The sequence below is a fragment of the Proteus vulgaris genome (genome assembly GCF_023100685.1).
Taxonomy (GTDB): Bacteria; Pseudomonadota; Gammaproteobacteria; order Enterobacterales; family Enterobacteriaceae; genus Proteus.
Genome location: NZ_CP090064.1, coordinates 3,070,242 through 3,094,056, shown reverse-complemented (window position 1 = coordinate 3,094,056; position 23,815 = coordinate 3,070,242). Strand labels below are relative to the sequence as shown.

Here is a 23,815-nt window from a genome sequence, read left to right as displayed (position 1 = left end):
TGTAACCATTAACTTAGAGTGAAGAAGTAAATAGTGAATACACAACAACTGGCAAAATTAAGATCGTTTGTGCCTGAAATGAGAAAAGTTAAGCATATTCACTTTATTGGCATCGGTGGTGCCGGTATGGGTGGGATTGCTGAAGTGCTAGCGAATGAAGGCTATGAAATCAGTGGTTCTGATTTAGCGCCAAATGCCGTTACACAACAGCTCGTTGCTTTGGGCGCAACTGTTTATTTTAATCACCGCCCTGAAAATATTCGTGGCGCTAGTGTTGTTGTGGTCTCGACTGCAATCAGTGCTGAGAATCCTGAAATTATTGCCGCGAGAGAGGCACGTATTCCAGTTATTCGTCGTGCTGAGATGTTGGCTGAATTAATGCGTTATCGTCATGGTGTGGCGATTGCAGGAACTCATGGTAAAACCACCACGACAGCAATGATTTCAAATATTTATGCACAAGCAGGATTAGATCCTACTTTTGTAAATGGCGGATTAGTTAAATCAGCGGGTACGCATGCTCGTTTAGGATGTAGCCGTTATTTAATCGCTGAAGCTGACGAAAGTGATGCATCGTTTTTACATTTACAACCTATGGTGGCTGTGGTTACGAATATCGAAGCAGACCATATGGATACATATCACGGTAATTTTGACAATTTAAAAGAGACGTTTATTACCTTTTTGCACAATTTACCGTTCTATGGTCGTGCAGTGATGTGTCTTGATGATGATGTTATCCGTTCTATCATCCCTAAAGTGGGTCGTTATATTACGACTTACGGGTTTAGTGAGGATGCAGATGTTCGTATTACGCATTATGAACAAAAAGGTGCTCAAGGTTTCTTCACTATTTCTCGTGAAGATATGCCTGATTTACAAGTTGTATTAAATGCACCTGGTCGTCATAACGCATTAAATGCAACTGCGGCAGTGGCGGTTGCTACTGAAGAAGGTATTGCTGACGAACATATTTTAGCTGCATTACTTAACTTCCAAGGTACAGGACGCCGTTTCGACTTCTTAGGTAATTACGGTCTTGAACATGTTAACGGTCAAGAAGGTGAGGTGATGTTAGTTGATGATTATGGTCATCACCCAACAGAAGTTGACGCAACGATTAAAGCAGCGAGAGCCGGTTGGCCAGATAAACGTCTTGTAATGATTTTCCAACCGCATCGTTATACACGTACACGTGATTTGTATGAGGACTTTGCTACTGTTCTCAACCAAGTTGATATTTTATTATTAACAGACGTTTATTCTGCCGGAGAAACTCCGATTGCAGGCGCAGACAGTCGCTCACTTTGTCGAACAATTCGTCAGCGTGGCAAGCTAGATCCTATCTGGGTATCTGATGTCGATAATATTTCATCAATATTAGCGGGTGTATTAACAGATAATGATCTTGTTTTAGTTCAAGGTGCTGGAAATATTGGTAAAATAGCGCGTCGCTTAGCAGATACAAAATTACAGCCATCTTTAAGCGAGGATTAAGACGGATGTTTGAGCAAGTGAACATCATTTATGGTGAAATGGGTAATCAACTCGCTGTAATGATGAGGTGTTATGAGAAAAATAGCACTGTATTGGCGAAAAAAATGAACAAGAATTCGCTTGCTCAAAACCGTGTTGAGAGAAAATTTCAGTTAAAAAGCAAGAAAAACGCAGAAAAATTCGCAATTTCTTCTTTTAAAGTAAATAATTCTCAACAGATTGAACAATTTAGTGATTTAATTATCAAACCTAAAGGTGTTCATAAAGTATATATATGTAGGAAAAGTATTAATCGAAGGAACATCGGACAAAAGGATGGGCGATTCTCTGGTTTAAACGTTGCTCAGGAGTTAGTGGGTTAATATGTCACAAGCAGCGCTAAATATAAAAGAACACAAAGAGAAACAGCATTCTGACAGACCGAGTAATGGTACTTATTTATCAGGATTAATCTTTTTCTTATGTGTGATTGCCACTATCGTTTGGGGTGGAATACAAGTAGTTAACTGGATGAAAGATGCAAATCGTCTTCCTATCTCAAAACTTGTATTAACCGGTGAGAGGCATTACACAACGAATGATGATGTGCGTCAGGCGATTTTATCTTTAGGACAGCCAGGCACATTTATGACACAGGATGTGAATATCATTCAGCAACAAATTGAACGTATGCCATGGATTAGGCAAGTCACTGTGCGTAAACAGTGGCCTGATGAGCTTAAGATCCATCTGGTAGAGTATGTTCCCTTTACCCGCTGGAATGATACTTACTTTCTTGATAAAGAAGGGCGCGTTTTCAGTCTGCCAACGCAATTGGAAACCAAAGGTAATTACCCTTTGTTATATGGCCCTCAAGGAAGTGAAAAAATGGTGTTATCAGGTTATGTAGCAATGAGAGATCAACTTCTTGCAAGTAACCTGAATTTAAAAGCAGCGTCAATGTCTGCACGTCAAGGATGGCAATTAGTTTTAGACAATGATGTCCGATTGGAGTTAGGTCGTAAGGATAACGAAAAACGGATCGCTCGCTTTATTGAGTTGTATCCGATACTGCAACAACAAACAGATAAACGAGTTGATTATGTTGATCTGCGTTATGACAGTGGTGGTGCAGTCGGATGGGCTCCTTTATTACTTGAGAATGAATAAACAAGACGTGGCAGATGACACGATGAAGGCGAAGGCAGAACAATAATGATCAAAGCGACGGACAGAAAATTAGTAGTTGGTCTTGAGATTGGTACGGCCAAAGTAGCCACCCTTGTCGGTGAGATCCTGCCTGATGGTGTTGTGAATATTATTGGGGTGGGAAGTTGTCCATCTCGAGGCATGGATAAAGGTGGCGTTAACGATCTTGAATCCGTCGTAAAATGTGTGCAACGGGCGGTAGATCAGGCTGAATTGATGGCTGACTGTCAAATATCTTCAGTATATTTGGCGTTATCAGGCAAGCATATCAGCTGCCAAAATGAGATTGGTATGGTGCCAATTTCAGAAGAAGAAGTGACTCAAGATGACGTTGATAGCGTGGTTCACACTGCGAAATCCGTCAAAGTAAAAGATGAACATCGTGTTTTACACGTTATACCGCAAGAGTATGCCATTGATTATCAAGAAGGGATCAAAAACCCTGTTGGATTGTCGGGTGTACGTATGCAAGCTAAAGTTCATCTAATTACCTGCCATAACGATATGGCAAAGAATATTGTAAAAGCAGTTGAACGCTGTGGGTTAAAAGTGGATCAACTGATTTTTGCGGGACTAGCTTCAAGTTTCGCTGTATTGACAGAAGATGAACGTGAACTTGGTGTGTGTGTTGTTGATATTGGTGGCGGTACGATGGACATTGCCATTTATACTGGTGGAGCATTAAGACACACTCGCGTTATTCCTTATGCTGGCAATGTAGTAACAAGTGATATCGCTTATGCGTTTGGTACACCCCCAAATGACGCTGAAGCTATCAAAGTTCGCCATGGTTGTGCATTAGGCTCTTTAGTTGGTAAAGATGAAAATGTCGAAGTTCCTAGTGTCGGAGGCAGGCCACCAAGAAGTCTGCAACGACAAACTCTTGCTGAGGTGATTGAGCCTCGTTATACCGAATTGCTCAATCTTGTTAATGAAGAGATTTTAAAAGTTCAAGAACAATTACGTCAGCAAGGGATTAAGCATCATTTAGCCGCAGGTATTGTGCTAACAGGTGGTGCTGCACAGATTGATGGACTTGTTGAATGTGCTCAACGTGTTTTTCACACGCAAGTACGGATCGGTAAACCGTTAAATATTACCGGGCTAACAGATTATGCGCAGGATCCCTACTACTCAACAGCGGTTGGGCTCTTGCATTACGGTAAAGAATCCCACTTTGGTGAGGAAACAGAAACCGAAAAACGCTCTGCTGTCAGTGGTTTGTTTAAGAAACTCACCGGCTGGCTGAAAAGAGAGTTTTAATAATCAGACAAATTTAAAAAGAGGTCGTTTGAGCAAGCGACCCTGAGAAGGCACAAAACGGAGAGAAATTATGTTTGAACCTATGGAATTAACCAACGATGCGGTGATCAAAGTCATCGGCGTTGGTGGCGGCGGCGGTAATGCGGTTGAGCACATGGTTCGTGAACGTATTGAAGGCGTAGATTTCTTTGCAGTCAATACGGATGCTCAAGCGCTACGTAAAACAGCGGTCGGACAAACTATCCAAATTGGTAATGCCATTACGAAAGGCTTAGGTGCAGGTGCAAACCCTGAAGTGGGTCGTAATGCCGCAGAAGAAGACCGTGAAGCGTTGCGTGCAGCGCTTGAAGGTGCCGATATGGTCTTTATCGCAGCAGGTATGGGCGGTGGTACTGGTACAGGTGCCGCACCAGTTGTTGCTGAAGTTGCTAAAGAATTAGGTATTTTGACCGTTGCTGTAGTAACTAAGCCTTTTAATTTTGAAGGCAAAAAACGTATGGCATTTGCGGAACAAGGTATTACTGAGTTGTCAAAACATGTTGACTCATTAATCACTATTCCTAATGACAAATTATTAAAAGTATTGGGTCGTGGAATTTCATTATTAGATGCGTTTGGCGCGGCTAATGATGTCTTAAAAGGCGCAGTTCAAGGTATCGCTGAGCTAATCACCCGCCCTGGTTTAATGAACGTTGACTTTGCTGACGTAAGAACCGTGATGTCTGAAATGGGTTATGCCATGATGGGCTCTGGTGCTGCTAAAGGTGAAGATCGCGCTGAGGAAGCCGCAGAAATGGCGATTTCAAGTCCATTATTGGAAGATATCGACCTGTCTGGTGCGCGTGGTGTGTTAGTCAACATTACCGCTGGCTTTGACTTACGTCTTGATGAATTTGAAACAGTGGGTAACACCATTCGTGCATTTGCATCAGACAACGCGACTGTGGTTATCGGTACATCCCTTGACCCAGAAATGAATGATGAACTGCGTGTAACTGTCGTTGCAACAGGTATCGGCATGGACAAACGTCCAGAAATTACGCTGGTAACGAATAAGCAAAATCAGCAAAGCGCAATGGAGAATCGTTATCAGCAAATGCAAAATAGCATGTCTTCTTTTACCGCTGTAGAAGAAAGCAAGCCAGCAGCAAAAGCAGTTAACGAACAATCTACTCAGGCGAATAAAGAGCCCGATTATTTAGATATCCCTGCGTTCCTGAGAAAACAGGCTGATTAATCGCCAAAAAGATTGGCATCTCCGCTTTTTGTGCTAAACTGTCCTGCCAATTATAAGTATAATGATTGGTAGGACGGATAACATTGCGAGATAAAATGATGATCAAACAACGGACATTAAAACGAATTGTACAAGCAACTGGTGTGGGACTTCACACGGGTAAAAAAGTTACGCTTACAATGCGTCCGGCGCCAGCCAATACTGGGGTCATCTACCGTCGTACTGATTTAAATCCACCGGTGGATTTTCCAGCAGACGCAAAATCAGTTCGTGACACTATGCTATGTACTTGCTTAGTTAACGAAGATGATGTGCGTATATCAACCGTTGAGCATTTAAACGCAGCACTGGCTGGTTTAGGCATTGATAATATCGTAATTGAAGTGAATGCACCTGAAATTCCAATAATGGATGGAAGTGCAGCACCTTTTGTTTTCTTGTTACTTGATGCAGGAATTGAAGAACTTCGTACTGCGAAGAAATTCATTCGTATCAAAGAAACAGTACGTGTAGAAGATGGTGATAAATGGGCAGAAATGCGTCCATACAATGGGTTCAAATTAGATTTTACTATCGATTTTAATCACCCAGCCATTGATGCAAGTACACAGCGTTATAAATTAGATTTTTCTGCTGAATCCTTCATGAGCCAAATTAGTCGTGCTCGTACTTTTGGATTTATGCGTGATATTGAATATCTGCAATCTAAAGGATTGTGTTTAGGCGGAAGCTTCGATTGTGCGATTGTAGTTGATGACTATCGTGTTCTCAACGATGATGGTTTACGTTTTGAAGATGAATTTGTTCGTCACAAAATGTTGGATGCAATCGGTGATTTATTTATGTGTGGCTATAACATTATCGGTGAATTTACCGCGTTTAAATCCGGTCACGCATTAAACAATAAATTACTCCAAGCTGTATTAGCAAAAGAATCTGCATGGGAATTCGTCACATTTGAAGACGAAGCACAAATGCCAGTGGCATTTAAAGCTCCCTCAATGGTTTTTGCTTAATTCCAGTAATGGAAAGCACGTTAATTATCTCTAATTAACGTTCATCTTTGGTTGCACTTGTACTCTCTCCGGCAAGTGCAGCCAACCGTTCTAATTTCTCTCTTAACTTCTTCGGACTTTTCTGCGCCAAATACCTTAATGATTGAGCACTTTCTAAACTCAAGTGACGTCTCTTTGTAGGCTCTTGTTCTTTTAATGATGATATTAAAGATCTTTTTTCCGGTTTTATTCCTAAAGTCGGATTAATTTTGATGTCTATTGAGGATAAGGATGGTAAAATTTCTTGTCTTAATGCAGAAAGTAATGATGGAGTTTCATAGCGTAATCGCGTTAACCAACTTGCGTTTGCTACTTCAATAATTAAAATAGCATTGCGATAATTTGCGACACGGCATTTATCTCGTAAAGGAACAGGTAAAAGAGCCATGACGGCGCGATTTAATTTTAGTAAAATCGTTGCACGCTGTTGTATGAGTTGTAATGTATTCTTATTGGAACCTTCAAGTTCTATGAAGATTTTTTCCAATGATTGTGGGTAACTATCCCGCATAGATTTTGACTCCACAAAATAAAAATTAATGAGCAACAAAGATTAATGAGCATTATAAGTTTTTGGCGACAGTTTGGCAGGCGATATTTTTGGTCGCATCTGCTTTTAGGGATGGTAGCAGCAGGTATTGGAATACCTTCGCTGTTGTCTGCTCATGCCGAAAATCCACAGCAAACAGATACACCTTCTTCACAGAATCGTCAAAGTCAGGCACTCATTGCATTTGATAACTTATTCTTACGTCAAAGTGTACAGAATCCTGCCTCATCCTTCACCTTTAATTACTGGCAACAGCATGCAGTAAAAAATGTTATTAAACAGCTTTCTTTTGCGTTCACCATTAATTCTCCTGAATTGATGGTTAAAGCCAAAGATGAGCCGTCTCCTGTTTCTAATGTTGCAGAGGTCATGCTTGATACTCTGTATGCGTTACTAACAAACACATCATCAACCGCATTAACTCATTTACCGCTTTCTGGCTATGCTTTAGTACAGAACACCACTTCTTATCATACCGGATTGTGGCTTGCACAAATCCGTGGGATCCGCGCTGGGCCTTACCTAACTGCTTAATTGAGTCACTTAATCTAATAAGATTATGATTATCTCTGTTAATACATAAAACAGAGGCTTTTTTCGGCGTTTTCACGCCATAAATGAGAATAAAGATTTATGTTAGGTAAAATTGTAACCAAGATTTTTGGTAGCCGTAATGATCGTTCTATCCGCCGTATGCGCAAAGTAGTTGTTGAAATTAATAAACTAGAGCCAGAATTTGAAAAACTGACTGATGATGAATTAAAAGCAAAAACAGATGAGTTTCGTGAGCGCTTAAAAAAGGGTGAAAAAGAAGAAGGTATTTTACCAGAAGCGTTTGCAACTGTTCGTGAAGCAAGTAAACGTGTCTTTGGTATGCGTCATTTCGATGTGCAGCTAATCGGTGGTATGGTGCTAAATGAACGTTGTATTGCTGAGATGCGTACAGGTGAAGGTAAAACATTAACTGCAACATTACCGGCATATTTAAATGCGTTATCAGGTAAAGGGGTTCACGTTGTTACCGTCAATGACTACTTGGCACAACGTGACGCCGAAAATAACCGTCCTTTATTTGAGTTTTTAGGATTAAGCGTTGGTATCAACCTACCGAATATGGCACCACCAGTAAAACGTGAAGCCTATAACGCTGATATCACCTATGGTACTAACAACGAATTCGGTTTCGATTATCTGCGCGATAATATGGCATTTAGCCCACAAGAGCGTGTTCAACGTAAATTACACTATGCATTAGTGGATGAGGTTGACTCAATCTTAATCGATGAAGCGCGTACACCTCTGATTATTTCAGGCCCAGCAGAAGATAGCTCTGAGCTTTATATCCAAATGAACAAAGTGATCCCTCATTTGGTTTCTCAAGAAAAAGAAGATTCAGATACTTTCCAAGGCGAAGGTGATTACTCTGTTGATGAAAAAACACGTCAAGTAAATATCACAGAACGTGGTCTGGTTAAGATTGAAGAATTATTAGCAGATGCGGGCATGATGAAAGAAGGCGAGTCTTTATACTCACCAGCTAATATTATGTTAATGCACCATGTGACAGCGGCATTGCGTGCTCACGCTCTATTTACTAAAGATGTTGACTACATTGTTAAAGATGGCGAAGTTATCATTGTTGACGAACATACTGGTCGTACAATGCAAGGTCGTCGTTGGTCAGATGGTCTACACCAAGCAGTTGAAGCAAAAGAAGGTGTGAAGATCCAAAATGAGAACCAAACATTAGCGTCAATCACATTCCAGAACTATTTCCGTTTATACGAAAAATTAGCAGGGATGACGGGTACTGCGGATACTGAAGCGTTTGAATTTAACTCTATCTATCGTTTAGAAACGATTGTTATCCCAACGAACCGCCCAATGGTGCGTAAAGATCTGCCTGATTTAGTTTATATGAATGAACAAGGTAAATTTGCTGCCATTATCGAAGATATTCGTGAGCGTACCAAAAATGGCCAACCTGTACTTGTTGGTACTATCTCAATTGAAAAGTCAGAAGAAATCTCTAATGCGTTAACGAAGGCGAATGTTCACCATAACGTGCTGAATGCGAAATTCCACGCAATGGAAGCTGATATTATTGCTAACGCAGGTTTACCTTCAGCGGTAACTATTGCAACTAACATGGCGGGTCGTGGTACTGATATCGTGTTAGGGGGTAGCTGGCAAACTGAAGTGGCTAAACTTGAAGAGCCAACTGAAGAGCAAATTGAAGAAATCAAAGCTAAATGGAAAGAGCGCCATGACGCAGTATTAGCTTCAGGTGGTTTACATATCATTGGTACTGAACGTCACGAATCTCGTCGTATTGATAACCAGTTACGTGGTCGTGCGGGGCGTCAAGGTGATGAAGGTTCTTCTCGTTTCTATTTATCTATGGAAGACTCCTTAATGCGTATTTTTGCTTCAGATAAAGTATCTGGCATGATGCGTAAATTAGGTATGAATGAAACCGAAGCGATTGAGCACCCTTGGGTAACTAAAGCAATTGCAAATGCGCAACGTAAAGTAGAAAACCGTAACTTTGATATTCGTAAGCAACTGCTTGAATATGATGACGTAGCTAATGACCAACGTCGTGCAATCTACACTCAACGTAACGAATTACTGGATGTGGCAGATGTAAGCGAAACTATCGACAGTATTCGTCAAGATGTCTTCACTACAATGATCGATAACTACATTCCGCCTCAATCACTGGAAGAAATGTGGGATATCGAAGGTTTAACGGCATGTCTACAAAAAGACTTTGATTTAAATTTACCAATCAAAGAATGGTTAGATAAAGAGCCTGAGTTACACGAAGAAACATTACGTGAACGTATTTTAGAAAAATCTATTGAAGTCTATAAAGCGAAAGAAGAAATTGTTAGTGCTGAAATGATGCGTAACTTTGAAAAAGGTGTGATGTTACAAACGCTAGATTCATTGTGGAAAGAACACTTGGCCGCAATGGATTACTTGCGTCAAGGTATTCACTTACGTGGTTATGCACAAAAAGATCCAAAACAAGAGTACAAACGTGAATCGTTCGCGATGTTTGCTAATATGTTGGAATCACTGAAATACGAAGTGATCAGCACACTAAGCAAAGTCCAAGTTCGTTTACCGGAAGAAGTTGAAGAGTTAGAACGTCGCCGTCGTGAAGAAGCAGAACGTTTAGCTAAACAACAGCAGTTAAGCCATGAAGTGACAAAAGAATCTCAAATGTCAGCGGTTGATGGTCAAGTGGCTGCGGGTAAAAAAGTGGGTCGTAATGAACCATGCCCTTGTGGATCAGGTAAGAAATTTAAACATTGTCATGGTCAATTAGGTTAATTGACGAACTGATGATAATAGCTATTTAATCGAGCTTTTAATAAGAAAATCCCGCTGAGTAATAAGCGGGATTTTTTTATCACAAATAAATTAGATTGAAGAGCGAAGGCGAGAGAGATGGCTTTTGGTTATTCTCTTTTCAGAAGTCTCTTCAGTCGCCGCTAATCCTGCAATAATCGGACAATTTGGATTATTGTCACCTTGGCAATCTTTTGCTAAATGTTCTAGTGTTTGTGTCATCTGCTGAAGTTCAGCTATTTTGCGGTTAAGCTCTTCAATATGAGAAATGGCTATGGATTTCACATCTGCGCTAGCTCGCTCTCTGTTGTTCCATAAAACTAATAACGTTGATATTTGCTCGATTGAAAAGCCAAGTGCCCGAGAATGACGAATAAAACGAAAGCAAGCCACATCTGCATCTGTGTAATCTCGATAGCCTGAACCAGTACGAATAGCCTTTGGAATTAAGCCAATCTGCTCATAATAACGGATCATTTTGCTGGAAATACCGGACTTTTTTGCTGCTTGACCAATATTCATCATATTTTCCTTATTAGAATAATGAAGCGTGCTTTTATAAGTATAGGATAGTCGCTTTATAGTATTGAGTCTGGTCATAGAGGTGATCTATCTATTTTATAACCAGAATGCTCAATGGCAGTAACGGCAATGATAGGGCGCTTTTAATGCTCGTTCAACACGACCAACACATGAAGCACATGTCATGCCTTCCACTGGTAAGCTCAGCCGGCTGGCAGAGATAATGCTGTCTTCGCATTCATTAAAATTCCCCTTCTAAATATGGTATGAAATAAAGCTTAGGCTTTACCATTAGGGGAAGGTCAAGGGTTGTGTGTTATTTATCTTTTACAGTGTTGAGTAATTTTTTACTTTAATTCAAATGATTATGTTTTTATAAGGCTATTTGGAATATTAGAAAATGTAAATTTATGGGAGAAGAAAAGGCTAAAATACAAAAAGATAAAAACCCCGCTTACTGTAATAACAAGCGGGGTTGGCTTATAAAAGAATAGGCATTACTCTTTTATCAGGTATCTATTACTTTTCAGAAATAGATGATTTTGTGTTTACAGTCTCATTGACTTTAACTGGTGATTTTAATGATAAATCACCACCTGCCAGTTGTTTCACTAAATCAACGGCTGATGATTTCAGATCAAGATCTGCTCCCGCTTCATAATGATGGCCTTCAATATTATTTAATTGAACGTTGCTACCACCTAAATCAACCTGTCCTTGCTCACTTTTCACTTCTGCACCTGTAAGTTTAGTTGTGCCACTTACATTTAATGAAATGTCATTTTTGCTGGTTAAGGTCGAGGTTTGGGCTACAGCATCATTATCAATATGAGAGACATTGATATCGGCATTGGCGGTATGACCTTCCGCACCAGTAACGATATTTTTGATACCGTTACCCACTGTGCCAACACCTTTATCAATTTTTGCTTTTGTCTCACCACTGATACCGGTTTTATCTGCAATAGTGGAAGAAAGAGAATTGTATTTATCAGAAATAACATCTGTTGCAGATTTAATTCCTGAATCAATAGTCTCTTTGATCGTATTTTCTAACAATGATCCGCCTGCTTTGGCTGTTTTATCAACTTGGCTAGATTTAGGATCATTGTTGTGGTTGTAACCGACATTTACATCAACATTAACATGACGATCACTGTCTTTCTGGCTAGTTACTGTAAAGTCACCACCTACATTACCCGTTACATTATCCGCAGAAACATTTGCACCAGAAAGAGCGAGGTTTTTATCGCTATTTACAGTTAATGTGCCTGTTTCTACAGAGGCATTTTGGTGAGTAGATTTTTGCTGATCTTCAACGTTTACTAAAACTTTGCCACCAATATTATGGATAGAGGTTGCTGGATTTTCTTCAGTCACTTCTTTTGGCGTAGTATTGGTTTGTTTGCCATTTAAAGAAATATCAGTACCCCAATTGTTTTTGTAATCAGTTGATTGTGCTGATGTGAGTGTAGTATCTCCAGATTGAGACGTTAATTGCGTATCTTTGCTATTAACTTTAGTACCTTGAAGGTTAACTGAACTACCATTAACGGTTAAATTACCTTGGTTAGCGATTGTGCCACCTTCACGCGAGACTGTTTTTTCATCTTGCTTACCAATAGCAAATTCAGCGCCACCTAATCCATTGACAGAAGAGGATTTCTCTCCCGTTTTTTGGCCAAATCCTGCTTGTAATCCACCTGATAAGTTTTTACCTGTTTCAGTACGTTGAGATTCAGTTGCTTGGAAATCAACTTTGTTGGTTGCGGTCAGAGCAACATCATTTTCGCTGGTTAAATGAGTGCCTTGTAAAGTCAGATTATGGCCTGAGTTTAACTCAATACCTTGAGAACCATTTACTGAACCCGCTTTTGCTGTTGTCTGATCTTTTTGATGATTTGCACCACCTGCGTTAAAGCCGCCACCATAATCTTTATTGTCTGGTGTTGTACCTACTTTTAGGTTTGCGCTACCATTCACGTTATGTTGACTTTCAGTATGGGTATCTGTTGCTTGTGCAAGCGTTAAATCGCCCCCAGCATTAATGACAGTTTTACCCTCTTGAGCATCAAACTTAGCGCCTTCATAATGTGCATCTTCGCGTACATTAATATTGATATTGCCTGCTGAGTTAAATTGGCTACCTTCAGCTTTTATTGTCGTTAAACTAGTGTCAGTGGTTTTACCTTCACCTTTAATTGCTACGGTAATGTCAGAGCCAGTTTTGGTGCTGACACCTACTTGACCACCACCTGTTGTTTCATGGAAGGAGCCTTGGTGTTTATTTTGTGCTGCTTCACTAGTATGAGTGTTAGCAGTTAGTGCAACATCACCTTGGGTTGATTGATAATGAGTTCCTTGATCATGTAAGGTGTTATTGCTGTCAGTATTAATTTTACCAGCAGTAATCGATGTTGAAACCGCTTGGGTATCGTTTTGTGATTTCTGACTTCCGCCACCTTTCACTCCAACTTCAACGCCCACATTAGGTGCTTCTAAGCTACTTAAGTTAGCAAGATTGCTAATGGCATCTCTAAAGGTAACTTTTTTATCAATACCTTTGTTGCTGTCTGGATTAGTAGCATCAACACCATCTTCAACGGCTTTCTTAATTGGTTTAGTGACGCCACTATAATCAAGATTAACACCCACATCGACACCTACATTTAAAGTATCTGTTTTAGATGTTGCACTATCATTGGCGGCAAGGTGATTAATATTTTCACCTGATTCTTTATAAGCGCCATCAACTTTGTGTGATGCACCTTGGTGGGTTACATCATTGTTTGCAGTGATAGTTAAATCACCCGCAACTTGAGTTTCGCTACCTTTATTTTTGGTGATTTCGGTTGTTGTATGTTGTTTGTCATATTGGAAATCAGCTTTGTTACCGATTTTATCAACGCCACCAGTATAGCTAAAGCCACCTGAAATGGTTCTATCTGTACTGTCAGTCTCTTTTTTGTTTTCTGTTGAAACAAAGGCAACATTGTCACCAGAAACGGTGGCATTACCTGCTGTTGTTTTTAGGTCAGAACCAGCAAAAGTGACATCTTTATCCGCTTGAACTTTAACACTGCCACCACTGAGAGTAGAGCCGACTTGTTCTGCCTCTGTGCTATTGTTTTTATTGGATGTATGAGTGATATGAAAACCAGCGCTATATTGTTTGTCTTCAACTTCTTTAGCGTGGCCAGTGATTTCTAATGATGTTTTTTCATCATTGATTTTTGTAGTTTGTTGTGCCGATTTAACGTTGATATCACCTAAAGATTCAATACCTAACTCATCAGCACTTTTAATTAGGCTACCGATGACATTGACATCTTTCCCACTGACAACAGTTAATTGCGCATCAGAAACTAATTCACTACCAGTTGAAAGTTGTTGATTAGTTTCATTTTTGTGGGAGTTTTTAGTAATATTAAAAGCTGTACCTGTGCGTTCATCCGTTTTAGTGATGGTTTCGCTAATTGCATTATCAATTACGATATCACCTTGGATTGTCTTAACAAAAGCACCTTGATTGCCTTTGACTTGGCTCCCAGTGATTTTGACACTGTTATCTGCCGCAAGTAACAGTTGTCCATCTGCCGTTAATTGTGTTGAATGGCTGACTTCTTGTTTGTTGTTATTGTTCTTATTATTACCACCGCCGATCCCGCCCCAAACAACATGATTGTCGGTCACGGTTTTATCATTGTTGGTATTTTGAACATTAAGATTGATATTCTCTTTGGCGTTAACCACAACATTCTCATTAGAATGTAATTTTGTACCTTGAGCTGTTACTGAGCCTTCAGCATTTAAGCCTAGTGTTTTACCTGCAGTCAATTCACTGGCTTTTAACGTTTCTGTTTGATGGCTATTGCTCCAACTACCTGTCTCTAGACGAGAAGTGTGGTTACGTTTATAGCCATTTTCACTGCGATTTTCTTTTTCAATTAATCCATTGATATTAATATCTTTATTGGCATTAATTGCCAGAGTATTACCTGCATTAACTTTTGCACCTTCAAGAGTGACATCACCTTGAGTTGCTGTTAGTGTGGCATTGTTTTTGGCATCAATATGGCTACCAACTTGTTGTACGAGTTCTTTTTCTTTAGTGACATCATACTGCCAAGAATAGAACCAGCGATTGTCGGTATCAGTCTCTTTTTGTTGTAGCTGCTTTCCATCAACAGTTAAATGAGCGCCTTGTAATAAAATATCATCACCCATTAAATCAGAGGCTTTGATTTGGTTTTTATTATCAGCAATTAATGTGATGTTTTTACCTTTTAACTCTGTTTTTGTTAGAGTTTGGCTTGAACCACTATTATTAACTGCGATACCACCACGGTAATTTTGGTAATTTTCACTGCCATCTTTGTCGAAACTATCGTAACGAACTTGACTATCTGTTTGAATGTTATCTGCTTTTACACTTAATTCATTATCAGAAATGAATTTACCAGTTAACTTAACACCACTTCCTTCTGCGGTATTAATAATACGAATACGACCAGATTGCATGCTTCCGAAGAAATAGCTATCTAGTGCAGAAGTTGGTTTTTGTGATGTAAGAATATCAAAACGTTGAGAGAAGGTGTTTTGTCCTGTTAACGCTGAAATTTCAGCAGCAGTTATTTTTCCTTTGCTATCAATACGCGGCGCTATTAAATCTAAAAGACCCGGAGCATATAAACCGTTTTTACCAATAGAAAGTAAATTGGTGTTGTTAAGTGTGCTATATCCTTTTAACTCACCGTTTTCAAACAGTGGATTACCCACGACTAAAGAAGACCGGCTTGTATTGATAAAACCACAGCCATCACAAGTGATGCCATTCGGGTTAGACAGAACATATTCCGCAGCAATACCAAAGACTTCTTGTTGACCTAATAAGAATGATGGGTTACGGCTAACAACTTCATTTAAAATTAAAGACGCGGCTTGCCCATTTAAATTACTGTTGGCATTTAATTGCCCTGCAAGTTGTGATTGCCCGGCTTCTAAGGCGTTGTTAAATACTGCGCCAGGTTTGCCTACATTAAAATCTTGATATTGGTTGTGAGAAATACCTTCACTATTTGGTGTAACGATATTAATGACTTGAGTGCCACCATTGACTGATGAAACATTCGGTCCTTGATTGCCCGAATCAGGAACAATACCGCCAGCATATGCATTTAATGATACGAAAATAATCGCTAAAGATGCAGCAAGCCTACCCGAAGGAGAGAGCTTGAAATTTTTTGAGTTCATAGAGTTTTCTCCGTTTATTGCTATGAGTGTGAATCAAAATAAATATGAAAATCTAACTAACACTTGAGTAGGGTCTTTGGTTTTATTGGAATTCGTTTGGTTGTAAAGCAAATGCCCCTTAGCAACTTCAATATCAAATTGTGCTTTTTGATATTGAAGATTTAAGCCTGAACTGAGTCCATAACCATTACGCCATCCTTCATAGTTGCCATGTTGTTGAACACGACCTGCATCTAGGCCAATTCTAGGGGTGATTGAAAAGGTATTTCTTCGATAAGGATAAGAAAGGGTATTACGTAAATACCCTCCGTTATCGCCAGAAAGCGTGCTTTGATCAAAACCGCGGATCGCATTTTTATCGGTTAAACTGAGCCATTCAACTCCCGGTAAGGTGTCAGGACTATATTGACCAATGAAAGCGCTATTGAATAAAAATGTAGAATCCGATAATGAAAAGCGATGTTGCCAATTGGCAAAAAGTTTAACTTTTGTAAAGCGATAGTCATTACCACCACCATTAGCAACATGAGGTGAGCCGTCTGCACCAAACCAACCAATGGCTTTTTCTGCGCTTAAATTAACACTGACAACGCCGTTGGAAATAATGTGTAAATGGTTGATGCCTAGCTCTACGGTTGTGAGTGCTGGACTACTTAGATCTAAGCGGATTTGGCTGAAATAGTTGCGTATCCGTTTATGTGTTATCTGCATGTTTAAGGTATCTATCTGTTTTTGACTACGATAAAAAGCGTAATCTCCCCTTAAACCTACTTGTGTGGTATTCCCGGATAAACGTATCGTACGTGTTTGTAATGCTTGATGAAATTCGTACTCTGAATAGCTACCAAAAGCACTTAATGTTAATGCGCCATAAGGTAAAGAATAGAGTAGAGTATAAGCACGATTAAAACGTGCATTTGGATTGTCTGTGGTGATGCTAGTATTTAAGCTGATAAAATCGGATAGCCCCAAAGGGCTGTCTAAGCTTGCATTCGTTCGAACTAACCAGCGTCCTGAGTTTTTTTGCCCATAATTATCACTTGAAATATTCAAGTGCCAAGGCGCTTGGCGTTGATTGGTAAGCTGAATAATGGAGCCACCTAATTGTGTACCCGGTAATATATCCAGTTTGACCTTATTGGATTGTAAACGGTTAGCTTGATCAAGTCCCTGATCAAGCTTTGACAGTTTTAGCGGTTTTCCTTCAATATGAGGAAAAAGTAAAGTTGTGTTAACACCTCGGTCACCACCCTGTATTTTTTCAATAAAGCCTTCAATAACATATAATCCAAGCTGTTGTTCTTCATTAGGGCGTAAAAATTGGACCCTGGCTGTGATATAACCATGTTGAAGGTAGCGTTGAGTTAACTCTTTGACTAATCGGTTAACGTCTGCACTTTTTATACATTGCTCTGGTATTGGTGTTAATGAATCAAGATCTTTTTCATTAAGTAAAGTAATTCCTTGAACATAAACACCATTAATAGGTAAACAATGTTCTGATTCAGTAATAAGTGTGGGGGTAGGTGAAACCTCTAATGCATTTTCTTGAAGTTGCTGATAGCGATTTTGTTCAATAAGTTGATTTATTTCACGTTGGCTATCTTGTAATGCGCGCCGCGATTCTCCCATCGAGCCTAAATAACCGGCGTCATTTGCTGTTAATCCACTGGTTGAAAATCCACTTAATAGTGTTAATAAAATAACTTTTTTTCTCATTTTACCTCAATATAAAGGTATTAATTCAAATATAAATAATATGGCTTAAATATAGTAAGATAATAATTAATGTTTTTATATTATCTTTAATTTAAAAATAATAAATACCAGTCACTCTCAATATGAAAAGAAATTAAAAATCAATGAAATAAAGATAAATTTTTATCTCTTTTAACATAAAATATCGCCATAACTAAAATGATTAATATTGATAATAGTGTTAATTAAACAAATGATTCAATTGAATGCTATCTATAACATTGATTTTCATAGTTATAATCTATCATGTTATTTTTCTCTCTGTTTAAGTTAACATCAATTTTTCTGTGTTAATTAATAAAATTTCGTTTTTTATTAAGAGAGTGTAAATAATGAGAGGAAGTTCTAGTAAATGAAGAAATTTAAAGTAATCCCTTTTCATTTGTTATTTGCAAGTTTATTAATGTTGTATTATGAAATAAAGATTTTATGAATTATTATTTCATTTTAATGAATAAAATAGGATTTATAAAAGTAAAGACATCATGTTTTCATTGTTAAATAATTAGTCATGATTAAAAGTAAGGTTATTGGGGTTTTATTTCAATATTATGAAAATGTAATATAAATACAGGTATTACCACTTAATGATATCAATAAAAATTTAAACTATAAAAAATAGTTTATTAAAAATTGAAGTAAGTGATAGTGATCACGTTAATATATTATTTATCATAAATAGTGTGATAACTGTCCAAAATATACTATTGTTATATTACTAATCGTGTTTAACTGTTATATAAATTAGCATGTAAATTGTACTATTTCCTGACTATAAGGGTTAAAGTATGTTCTCATCATTTAATGTCTTGATAATATTAAGAGGTTTCTTCAGATTGAAGAAATGGTTTAATATTGATTCTGAACTCGCCTTCTTCTTTCCTGAAAAATAATCCTTTTTTATATCTATCAAAATAATTTAATACTCTTTTTCCGTTTAATTTAAATGGAAAGATTATTTTATTTATTCGTAATTTTATAATTTAATATATATTAAAGGTATTATCATGGCTAAAAGAATTGTAGAACCATTCCGCATTAAAATGGTAGAAAAAATCCGTGTTCCTTCAAGAGAAGAACGTGAGGCTGCATTAAAAGAAGCTGGTTATAACCCATTCCTATTACCAAGTCATGCCGTTTATATAGATTTATTAACAGACTCTGGTACTAACGCAATGAGTGATCATCAATGGGCAGCGATGATCACAGGTGATGAGGCTTATGCAGGTTCAAGAAACTATTATGATTTAAAAGATAAAGCCAAAGAACTATTTAATTACGATTATATTATTCCTGCTCACCAAGGTCGTGGTGCTGAAAATATTCTTTTCCCAGTATTATTAAAATATAAACAAAAAGATGGAAAAGCGAAAAATCCTGTTTTCATTTCTAACTTCCATTTTGACACAACAGCAGCACACGTTGAATTAAATGGCTGTAAAGCAATTAATATTGTTACTGAAAAAGCATTTGATTCAGAAACCTATGATGATTGGAAAGGCAATTTTGATATTGCTAAATTAAAAGAAAATATTGCTAAGCATGGTGCTGATAACGTTGTTGCCATTGTTTCAACCGTGACCTGTAATAGTGCTGGTGGTCAGCCTGTTTCAATGGATAATTTAAAAGAAGTTTATGAAATTGCCAAACAACACGGTATTTTTGTTGTGATGGATTCAGCTCGTTACTGTGAAAATGCGTATTTTATTAAACAGCGTGATCCGAAATATAAAAATGCCACAATTAAAGAAGTTATTTTAGACATGTATAAATATGCTGATGCATTAACCATGTCAGCGAAGAAAGATCCATTGTTAAATATCGGTGGTTTAGTCTCTATTCGTGATAATGAAGAAGTCTTTACATTAGCAAGACAGCGTTGTGTACCGATGGAAGGTTTTGTCACTTATGGTGGTTTAGCTGGTCGTGATATGGCTGCTATGGTACAAGGTTTAGAAGAGGGTACAGAGGAAGAATATCTGCACTATCGTATTGGTCAGGTACAATACTTAGGCGATCGCCTACGTGAAGCGGGTATTCCAATTCAATATCCTACAGGCGGACATGCTGTTTTCGTTGACTGTAAAAAACTAGTGCCACATATCCCTGGTGATCAATTCCCTGCTCAAGCGGTAATTAATGCTCTTTATTTAGAATCTGGTGTCCGTGCAGTTGAAATTGGCTCGTTCTTATTGGGTCGTGATCCTGCAACAGGTGAACAAAAACATGCAGATATGGAATTTATGCGTTTAACCATTGCTCGTCGTGTTTATACTAACGACCATATGGATTATATTGCTGATGCGCTTATTGGCTTAAAAGAGAAGTTTAAAACGCTTAAAGGTCTTGAGTTCGAATATGAACCACCTGTATTAAGACACTTTACTGCTAGATTAAAACCTATCAAATAAATAATACTCCACAATAATAATGGCTCTCGTGCAATGCGAGAGCCCTATCCTTATTTCAGTAAGGACTAAAAAATGGAAAATAAGTCGGTAAATAAAGAACCCTCAATTATTGTAGGGGGATTTGTGTTGGGTGGCGCCATGATCGGTGCGGGAATGTTTAGCCTCCCAACAATAATGTCTGGCGCTTGGTTTATTAACTCACTCTTTATATTGTTTATTGTTTGTTTTTTTATGTTTCACTCAGGGATTTATATTCTGGAATGTATTTCAAAATATGGGGCAGGAACAAACTACTTTCATATATCAAAAGAGTTATTGCCAACATGGGCCTGTTATCTTGCTAATGCATCTTTAATATTTGTATTATATATATTAATTTATGCTTATATTTCTGCAGCGGGTTCGATTATTTATGAGGCGTCATTATTATATGGCATTAATCTAAACCTTAAAGCAATATTTTTTGTATTCACTATCGTGCTTGGAGCAACAATATGGTGGGGAGGCGCTTGTGCGAGTCGCTTAACTTCCATTTTCTTATTTATTAAAATTGTTCTATTTGTATTCGCTTTTTCTGGTTTATTTTTTAAAGCAAGTGGCGACTTATTATTTAGCGCAACTTTTGAAGGGAAAAGCCAGTTATATCTTTATCCATTTATTTTTATCATTATTCCTTATGCGATAACTTCATTTGGATATCATGGAAACGTTTGTAGCCTTTATAAGCTTTATCATGAAAATGAAAGAAAGGTTGTTAAGAGTTGTGTGATTGGTTGTGTATTAGCGCTAGTGATTTATTTACTTTGGATGATTGGTACTATGGGGAATCTACCCCGTGAACAATTTATTACCATTATTCAAAAAGGTGGTAACTTAGATGCCTTTATTGATTCGTTATATACCGTCTTGAATAGTAAATATATTGAAGGTTTTTTATTATGGTTCTCAATTAGTGCCGTATTCTGTTCATTCTTAGGGGTAGCGATTGGTTTGTTTGACTATATTTTAGCATCACTGAAATTTAAAGATAACAAAACAGGGCGCTTAAAATCAGGTGTTTTATGTTTCACACCACCTTTATTGCTCTGCTTGCTTTTCCCTAATGGTTTCTTAATTGCAATTGCGTATGCAGGTACGGCGGCTTGTGTCTGGGCAATTATTTGTCCTGCAGTTATGGCATTGAAAGCGCGAGAAAAATTTCCTAACTCAGGTTTTAAAGTGTGGGGGGGGAAAGGGTTAATTTATTCTGTTATCGCTTTTGGTGCTGTAGGTATTATTTGCCAAACATTAGCACAGTTTGGTTTCTTGCCTATTTATCGTTAATTAATCGATATAATCAGGGAAAGAAAACCAGAGTAGCGCCATTGGATATACGTTATAATAACGTTAAGTTGTTATAATAACTGGACTATTCAATAGGTTGCCTATAATGGATAAAAAAAAGCTACATATTGCTGCGGGTATTATTTGTGATCAAAACAATAATGTCTTTATCACCCAACGCCCTCTAAAATCGCATATGGGGGGATTTTGGGAATTTCCGGGGGGAAAGTTAGAAGATAAAGAAACTCCGGAGCAGGCGTTAGTGCGTGAGTTACAAGAGGAAATTGGTATTGATGTAACACAGTGCTCGCTTTTTGAAACGGTAGAGCATGATTTTCCAGATAGGCACATCACATTATCTTTTTTCTTAGTGACTCAATGGGATAATGAGCCATACGGTAAAGAAGGGCAAGATTCAAAATGGACTTCTATCGCATCATTAAATGCTGATGATTTTCCACCGGCTAACCGCACAATTGTGGCGTTGTTACAAAAATAAAAGTATATAAATGATGTAGTAATAAATAAAATAGCCACTCCAATGAGTGGCTATTTTTTATATTCTTAATCGGAGCATTAAAAATCTTTAGGCTCAGATTGTGGCGCTTCACTCCAGTCGTCACTGTCATTGATATCGCTTTGACTTGGAATGCGTTTTGATTCGTCAGCCCATTCACCTAAATCAATAAGTTGGCAACGTTTACTACAAAAAGGACGATAAGGGCTACTTTCATTCCAAATAACTTCTGTTTGACAGGTTGGACATTTCACAATTAATTCTTCGCTCATCATCTCTCCTAGATTTCATTGGCGCGATAGGTGTTCATGGTAATCAACACAATGTTAGCAACAAGCAATCTCAAAGGGTAGTTCTAGCGGTATTGTTCCATTTTCACTATTAAGTGGTAAGAAGCGGATCGCGTAACGATTTTTATGACCAGATACTTGAGGGTAGATCTGGTGGTCAATGGCAATTTTAAGACGTAGCAATTCACCTTCTTCAGCACTATCTTGGTAAAAACCACGATGGCTTAACGCTGGTTTAAAAATATCTGATTGTCGAATAAGCGTTAGTAAGCTATTTAATGCATTTTGTAATGGTAACAAACCTGTCATCCAGTTTTGTAATCTTTCATCACGGGTGGTTTGAGGTAAACTTAACCACAAATGCAATGCTGGCACATCAAAGTTACAGCATCCACCAGGAATGCTTAGACGCTGTTTGACTAAGCTAATCACTTTATCTTGTTTTAAGTGCTGACCAATTCGCGGAGCTTGACTTAATACCGCTGCATTTTCGGCCAGTTCATTAATAATTTGAGTGACAATTTCTTTATCAACATTGGGAAATGAAAGCCATTGTTGTAATTTTTTTTGTCTTTTTTCTAATTCTTTAAGTAGTTCAGCACGAATTTCACCACGATCAAGCACTTCAATAAATTCTGATATCGCGCGGAAAAAAGAGAGTGCGGTGGGTAATGAATCAATTGTCCGAAAACTGTTAATTTGAATTAATGAGTTTTCAATTCTAAGCCATGAACGCATTTTTTCATTTAAGGGATGTTCGAAGATGATAGTTGTGATGTCATCACTCATGGCTGTTGTCCTGTAACGCTTGTTGAGCTAATTCTAAGTAATGCTGATGGAGTTGCTTAACTTTGCCAATTATATTTTGGCTATTATCGTGATTTTCAATAATATCATCAGCAGCGGCTAATCGTTCTTGTCTTTGAGCTTGTGCCTTTAAAATATAGAGTACTTGCTCTCGGCTTACGCCATCCCGTTTCATTGTTCTTACTATTTGTTCTTCTTGGGTGACATCAACGACAAGAACACGAGAGGCTAAGTGAGTTAATTTATTTTCAATTAATAAAGGAACAACCCAAATAAAATAAGGGGTTTTAATTTGTTGTATTTGTTTTTGAGTCTCTTGCTGTATCAAAGGGTGAAGAAGATTATTGACCCAAGTTTTTTCTTCATCATTTTGAAAAATAATCTGGCGTAGCTGAGCTCGGTTTAATGAACCATCAGGCAATAAAATGTTGTCACCAAAATGTTGATGTAGCGCATTTAGCCCAAAGGAATGAGGTTCTACCACTAATCGAGCAATAACATCAGCATCAACAAGAGGTACACCTAATGAGGCAAAAGCATTAGCAATAGTGGTTTTACCACTACCTATTCCGCCTGTAAGAGCAACCGTATAAGCCATTGTGTTTATCTATTTTTAATGAATTAAAATTTGCTATTAGTATGGATATTCTAAAGCCTAATTTTGTTTTTATCACAAGATAATAACCGCAATATTTAGGTTTTATTCGGTTATTATGATAGATGATTTTCTGCTACCCTGACATCCTACCTCATAATCAGTAATAGAATTATCATCAATCAATCA

At 38.0% G+C, this 23,815-nt stretch carries 20 protein-coding genes; 12 read left to right on the top strand and 8 right to left on the bottom strand.

Annotation, left to right across the window (positions count from 1 at the left end; genetic code table 11):
- The first annotated feature begins 33 nt into the window (after nt 1-33).
- The 6 genes from murC (at nt 34) to lpxC (ending at nt 6,201) form a co-directional block, all read left to right on the top strand.
- A complete protein-coding gene (gene murC / locus LW139_RS14890) occupies nt 34-1,497 on the top strand; it encodes a UDP-N-acetylmuramate--L-alanine ligase (RefSeq protein WP_072069267.1) in 1,464 nt (487 codons plus the stop codon).
- A gap of 5 nt (nt 1,498-1,502) precedes the next feature.
- Nucleotides 1,503-1,859 carry a hypothetical protein gene (locus LW139_RS14885; protein WP_166540885.1) on the top strand — a complete coding sequence of 119 codons (357 nt, stop codon included), beginning with the start codon at nt 1,503-1,505 and terminating at the stop codon, nt 1,857-1,859.
- Nucleotide 1,860: 1 nt separating this feature from the next.
- On the top strand, nt 1,861-2,646 hold the full coding sequence (ftsQ, locus tag LW139_RS14880) for a cell division protein FtsQ (RefSeq protein ID WP_036934971.1): 786 nt from the start codon (nt 1,861-1,863) through the stop codon (nt 2,644-2,646).
- 45 nt (nt 2,647-2,691) lie between these two features.
- On the top strand, nt 2,692-3,948 hold the full coding sequence (gene ftsA, locus LW139_RS14875) for a cell division protein FtsA (RefSeq protein ID WP_006533748.1): 1,257 nt from the start codon (nt 2,692-2,694) through the stop codon (nt 3,946-3,948).
- Between the two features lie 70 nt (nt 3,949-4,018).
- Nucleotides 4,019-5,185, top strand: coding sequence for a cell division protein FtsZ (gene ftsZ, locus LW139_RS14870; RefSeq protein WP_072069264.1), 1,167 nt, complete (start codon nt 4,019-4,021; stop codon nt 5,183-5,185).
- A 98-nt stretch (nt 5,186-5,283) separates the two neighbouring features.
- On the top strand, nt 5,284-6,201 hold the full coding sequence (lpxC, locus tag LW139_RS14865) for a UDP-3-O-acyl-N-acetylglucosamine deacetylase (protein ID WP_036913397.1): 918 nt from the start codon (nt 5,284-5,286) through the stop codon (nt 6,199-6,201).
- Between the two features lie 34 nt (nt 6,202-6,235).
- On the opposite strand, the gene LW139_RS14860 is transcribed toward lpxC, so the two are convergent.
- Entirely contained in the window at nt 6,236-6,751 is a 516-nt protein-coding gene (locus tag LW139_RS14860; protein WP_166540884.1) for a DUF721 domain-containing protein, read from the bottom strand.
- Between the two features lie 45 nt (nt 6,752-6,796).
- Here LW139_RS14860 and secM point away from each other — a divergent pair, with 45 nt between their 5' ends.
- Both secM and secA read left to right on the top strand, forming a co-directional pair.
- A complete protein-coding gene (gene secM, locus LW139_RS14855; protein WP_166540883.1) occupies nt 6,797-7,324 on the top strand; it encodes a secA translation cis-regulator SecM in 528 nt (175 codons plus the stop codon).
- A 99-nt stretch (nt 7,325-7,423) separates the two neighbouring features.
- Nucleotides 7,424-10,132, top strand: coding sequence for a preprotein translocase subunit SecA (secA, locus tag LW139_RS14850; protein WP_247850143.1), 2,709 nt, complete (start codon nt 7,424-7,426; stop codon nt 10,130-10,132).
- A 90-nt stretch (nt 10,133-10,222) separates the two neighbouring features.
- On the opposite strand, the gene cueR is transcribed toward secA, so the two are convergent.
- From cueR to LW139_RS14830, 4 genes are all read right to left on the bottom strand, one after another.
- A complete protein-coding gene (gene cueR, locus LW139_RS14845; protein WP_166540881.1) occupies nt 10,223-10,672 on the bottom strand; it encodes a Cu(I)-responsive transcriptional regulator in 450 nt (149 codons plus the stop codon).
- A gap of 111 nt (nt 10,673-10,783) precedes the next feature.
- Nucleotides 10,784-10,858: a hypothetical protein gene (locus tag LW139_RS14840; protein ID WP_227336970.1), complete on the bottom strand. Its 75-nt coding sequence runs from the start codon at nt 10,856-10,858 to the stop codon at nt 10,784-10,786.
- A gap of 333 nt (nt 10,859-11,191) precedes the next feature.
- Nucleotides 11,192-15,925, bottom strand: coding sequence for a calcium-independent hemolysin HpmA (gene hpmA, locus LW139_RS14835; protein ID WP_247850142.1), 4,734 nt, complete (start codon nt 15,923-15,925; stop codon nt 11,192-11,194).
- A 33-nt stretch (nt 15,926-15,958) separates the two neighbouring features.
- Complete coding sequence (locus LW139_RS14830) at nt 15,959-17,644, bottom strand: ShlB/FhaC/HecB family hemolysin secretion/activation protein (protein ID WP_166540879.1); 1,686 nt, start codon at nt 17,642-17,644, stop codon at nt 15,959-15,961.
- Nucleotides 17,645-18,471: 827 nt separating this feature from the next.
- Here LW139_RS14830 and tnaC point away from each other — a divergent pair.
- The 4 genes from tnaC to mutT all read left to right on the top strand — a co-directional run bounded on the left by tnaC (nt 18,472) and on the right by mutT (nt 21,916).
- Nucleotides 18,472-18,576: a tryptophanase leader peptide gene (gene tnaC, locus LW139_RS20765; RefSeq protein WP_071788547.1), complete on the top strand. Its 105-nt coding sequence runs from the start codon at nt 18,472-18,474 to the stop codon at nt 18,574-18,576.
- Between the two features lie 114 nt (nt 18,577-18,690).
- Nucleotides 18,691-20,094 carry a tryptophanase gene (locus tag LW139_RS14825; RefSeq protein WP_109407456.1) on the top strand — a complete coding sequence of 468 codons (1,404 nt, stop codon included), beginning with the start codon at nt 18,691-18,693 and terminating at the stop codon, nt 20,092-20,094.
- Between the two features lie 72 nt (nt 20,095-20,166).
- Complete coding sequence (locus LW139_RS14820) at nt 20,167-21,417, top strand: aromatic amino acid transporter (RefSeq protein WP_166540878.1); 1,251 nt, start codon at nt 20,167-20,169, stop codon at nt 21,415-21,417.
- A 106-nt stretch (nt 21,418-21,523) separates the two neighbouring features.
- Nucleotides 21,524-21,916, top strand: a complete 393-nt coding sequence (mutT, locus tag LW139_RS14815; protein WP_166540877.1) for an 8-oxo-dGTP diphosphatase MutT — start codon at nt 21,524-21,526, stop codon at nt 21,914-21,916.
- Nucleotides 21,917-21,993: 77 nt separating this feature from the next.
- Here the strand turns inward: mutT and yacG are convergent, their stop codons facing one another.
- From yacG to coaE, 3 genes are read right to left on the bottom strand one after another with little or no spacing between them, the layout of a single operon-like run.
- Nucleotides 21,994-22,206 (bottom strand): DNA gyrase inhibitor YacG, encoded by a 213-nt coding sequence (yacG, locus tag LW139_RS14810; RefSeq protein WP_166540876.1) that lies wholly within the window; start codon nt 22,204-22,206, stop codon nt 21,994-21,996.
- A 54-nt stretch (nt 22,207-22,260) separates the two neighbouring features.
- Nucleotides 22,261-23,013, bottom strand: coding sequence for a cell division protein ZapD (gene zapD, locus LW139_RS14805; protein WP_166540875.1), 753 nt, complete (start codon nt 23,011-23,013; stop codon nt 22,261-22,263).
- Nucleotides 23,006-23,629, bottom strand: coding sequence for a dephospho-CoA kinase (gene coaE, locus LW139_RS14800; protein WP_247850141.1), 624 nt, complete (start codon nt 23,627-23,629; stop codon nt 23,006-23,008). Before coaE ends, zapD begins: the two co-directional genes overlap by 8 nt.
- Between the last annotated feature and the right edge of the window lie 186 nt (nt 23,630-23,815).

What these genes read in the sequence shown, in the direction of transcription:
- LW139_RS14885 (WP_166540885.1), top strand. Translation starts at nt 1,503, where the DNA reads ATGTTTGAGCAAGTGAACATCATTTATGGTGAAATGGGTAATCAACTC.
- ftsQ (WP_036934971.1), top strand. Translation starts at nt 1,861, where the DNA reads ATGTCACAAGCAGCGCTAAATATAAAAGAACACAAAGAGAAACAGCAT.
- ftsA (WP_006533748.1), top strand. Translation starts at nt 2,692, where the DNA reads ATGATCAAAGCGACGGACAGAAAATTAGTAGTTGGTCTTGAGATTGGT.
- ftsZ (WP_072069264.1), top strand. Translation starts at nt 4,019, where the DNA reads ATGTTTGAACCTATGGAATTAACCAACGATGCGGTGATCAAAGTCATC.
- lpxC (WP_036913397.1), top strand. Translation starts at nt 5,284, where the DNA reads ATGATCAAACAACGGACATTAAAACGAATTGTACAAGCAACTGGTGTG.
- LW139_RS14860 (WP_166540884.1), bottom strand. Translation starts at nt 6,751, where the DNA reads ATGCGGGATAGTTACCCACAATCATTGGAAAAAATCTTCATAGAACTT.
- secM (WP_166540883.1), top strand. Translation starts at nt 6,797, where the DNA reads ATGAGCATTATAAGTTTTTGGCGACAGTTTGGCAGGCGATATTTTTGG.
- secA (WP_247850143.1), top strand. Translation starts at nt 7,424, where the DNA reads ATGTTAGGTAAAATTGTAACCAAGATTTTTGGTAGCCGTAATGATCGT.
- cueR (WP_166540881.1), bottom strand. Translation starts at nt 10,672, where the DNA reads ATGAATATTGGTCAAGCAGCAAAAAAGTCCGGTATTTCCAGCAAAATG.
- hpmA (WP_247850142.1), bottom strand. Translation starts at nt 15,925, where the DNA reads ATGAACTCAAAAAATTTCAAGCTCTCTCCTTCGGGTAGGCTTGCTGCA.
- LW139_RS14830 (WP_166540879.1), bottom strand. Translation starts at nt 17,644, where the DNA reads ATGAGAAAAAAAGTTATTTTATTAACACTATTAAGTGGATTTTCAACC.
- tnaC (WP_071788547.1), top strand. Translation starts at nt 18,472, where the DNA reads ATGTTCTCATCATTTAATGTCTTGATAATATTAAGAGGTTTCTTCAGA.
- LW139_RS14825 (WP_109407456.1), top strand. Translation starts at nt 18,691, where the DNA reads ATGGCTAAAAGAATTGTAGAACCATTCCGCATTAAAATGGTAGAAAAA.
- LW139_RS14820 (WP_166540878.1), top strand. Translation starts at nt 20,167, where the DNA reads ATGGAAAATAAGTCGGTAAATAAAGAACCCTCAATTATTGTAGGGGGA.
- mutT (WP_166540877.1), top strand. Translation starts at nt 21,524, where the DNA reads ATGGATAAAAAAAAGCTACATATTGCTGCGGGTATTATTTGTGATCAA.
- yacG (WP_166540876.1), bottom strand. Translation starts at nt 22,206, where the DNA reads ATGAGCGAAGAATTAATTGTGAAATGTCCAACCTGTCAAACAGAAGTT.
- zapD (WP_166540875.1), bottom strand. Translation starts at nt 23,013, where the DNA reads ATGAGTGATGACATCACAACTATCATCTTCGAACATCCCTTAAATGAA.
- coaE (WP_247850141.1), bottom strand. Translation starts at nt 23,629, where the DNA reads ATGGCTTATACGGTTGCTCTTACAGGCGGAATAGGTAGTGGTAAAACC.